The sequence below is a fragment of the Actinoplanes sp. NPDC051633 genome, assembly GCF_040681735.1.
Classification (GTDB): Bacteria; Actinomycetota; Actinomycetes; order Mycobacteriales; family Micromonosporaceae; genus Actinoplanes.
This window is the reverse complement of record NZ_JBFAZH010001393.1, coordinates 1-1,833: the sequence shown is the minus strand read 5'-3', so window position 1 is coordinate 1,833 and position 1,833 is coordinate 1. Positions and strand designations below refer to the sequence as shown.

The window sequence follows — 1,833 nt, the reverse complement described above, 5'->3', positions numbered from 1 at the left end:
GCCGACGAGGACCTGCCTCGACACTGCGAGCTGGCCTTCGCGAACACCGAGGCGAAGGGCGCCCGTCCGTTCACCCCCGCCGAGCTGAGCGGCGACGGCGACCTGCGGCTGTATGTGCTGTCGGCAACCCGCCACGAAGTGCACATCCGCGGGGCCGACCCGGTCTACGGGACCGGCATCGACACCCGCCGCGAGATCAGCCTTCCCTGACCGGCTTGTGGCGCCACAGCCACCACAGGCCGATGAACGGCAGCACCAGCGGCACGTATCCGTACCCGCTGCCGTAGTGCGACCACACCGTCGCGTCCGGGAAGTCGACCGCGTCGATGATCGTCAGCGTGCCCACCACGAGCACGCCGACCAGCTCGATCGAGCAGGAGGTCAGCGCGATCGCCCGGCCGCGCCGCCCGCCGATCGCCAGGCCCACGGTCGCCGCGATGTAGACCAGACCGGCCAACGCCGACAGGACGTAGGCCAGCGGGGCCTCGCCGAAGTGTGTGGTGATCTGCACCAGGGCGCGGGCGCTGGCGGAGAGCGCGAAGGTGCCGTACACCAGCAGCAGCACCCGGCCGAGGCCGGTGTTCAGCGCCGCGTCACGGGGGCGGGTGCGAGGCTCAGCCACCGGTCACCGACGCGATCTGCTGCAGCCGCAGCACCAGGACCGGCATCACCAGCGCGGCCACTCCGAGGATCAGGTTGCCCCAGCGGGTCGGCTCCATCCGGGCCAGCACCGTCGCGGTGGGCATGAAGGCGACCGCGGTGACCAGATAACCGGCGAACGTGCCGATCTCCTGCGGCCGTGTGTCCCCGAAGAGCCCGACCACCGCCACCAGGCACAACACCACGACGAGCGCGCCCAGCACCCCGGACGCGACCAGCTCGATGCGGCCGGGCGGGCGGTTCATCGCCGACCGCAGCAGGAACCAGGCGGCGAGCACCAGCGCCACGACGATGGTGACCAGGGAAAGCGGACCGTTCACGCGGCACAGCGTACTGATCTCATCTGTTCGCCTTCAGTCCGGTCTTCTTCTCTTGTCTTCAGAAGGGGTGAGGATGGCGTGTTAGCTTGCGCCCATGCGCTTCGGACTGCTCGGCACCGGCCCGTGGGCCCGGATGGCACACGCACCCGGCCTGGCCGAGCACCCGGATGTTGACTTCGTCGGCGTCTGGGGCCGCACCGAGGCGAAGGCGTCGGCGCTGGCCGCGGAGTTCGGCACCAAGGCATACGGCGACGTGGACGCGCTGCTGGCCGAGGTCGACGCGCTGGCGATCGCGCTGCCGCCTCTGGTGCAGGCGCCGCTGGCGCTGCGCGCCGCACAGGCCGGGAAGCACCTGCTGATGGACAAGCCGGTCGCGCTGACCGTGGCGGAGGCTCAGGAGATCGCGGGTACGCTCGCCGCCGCCGACCTCGCCTCGGTGGTGTTCTTCACGCGCCGCTTCCTCCCCGCGCTCTCCTCCTTCCTCGACTCCGCCGTCGCCACGGGCGGCTGGGTGGAGGCCCGCGTCGATCACGTCGGCACGATCTACGACGAGGGCAATCCGTTCGGGGAGTCCCCGTGGCGCCGGGAGAGCGGCGGATTGTGGGACGTCGGGCCGCACGCCGTGGCCATGGTGCTGCCCGTCCTCGGGCCCGTCGTCGAGGTCGCCGGGATGGTCGCGCCCCGCGACATGACGCATCTGCTGTTGCGGCATTCCTCCGGCGCGGTCAGCAAGATCACGTTGTCCGTCGATGTGCCGCCGGCCGCTGCGCGCGAAGATGCCGTCTTCTTCGGAGAGGCCGGGATCGTTCCCGTTCCGCCTGTGCCCTGGGAAGAGGTGCGGGCCTTCCGGAAT

General features: G+C 70.9%; 4 protein-coding genes. 2 read left to right on the top strand and 2 right to left on the bottom strand.

Features of this window, described 5'->3' with window-relative positions; translation table 11 throughout:
* Positions 1–210, top strand: a 210-nt coding sequence (locus tag AB0M20_RS41340; protein WP_364306775.1) for a hypothetical protein, incomplete at its 5' end; no start/stop codon positions are given.
* Here AB0M20_RS41340 and AB0M20_RS41335 read toward each other — a convergent pair.
* Positions 197–622, bottom strand: a complete 426-nt coding sequence (locus tag AB0M20_RS41335) for a hypothetical protein (RefSeq protein WP_364306774.1) — start codon at positions 620–622, stop codon at positions 197–199. The two genes, AB0M20_RS41340 and AB0M20_RS41335, sit on opposite strands and share 14 nt — an antisense overlap.
* Positions 615–980 (bottom strand): hypothetical protein, encoded by a 366-nt coding sequence (locus AB0M20_RS41330; RefSeq protein WP_364306772.1) that lies wholly within the window; start codon positions 978–980, stop codon positions 615–617. Before AB0M20_RS41330 ends, AB0M20_RS41335 begins: the two co-directional genes overlap by 8 nt.
* Before the next feature lie 94 nt (positions 981–1,074).
* On the opposite strand from AB0M20_RS41330, the gene AB0M20_RS41325 reads away from it, so the two are divergent.
* Positions 1,075–1,833 (top strand): Gfo/Idh/MocA family oxidoreductase (locus AB0M20_RS41325; RefSeq protein ID WP_364306771.1); only part of this gene is annotated, 759 nt, incomplete at its 3' end.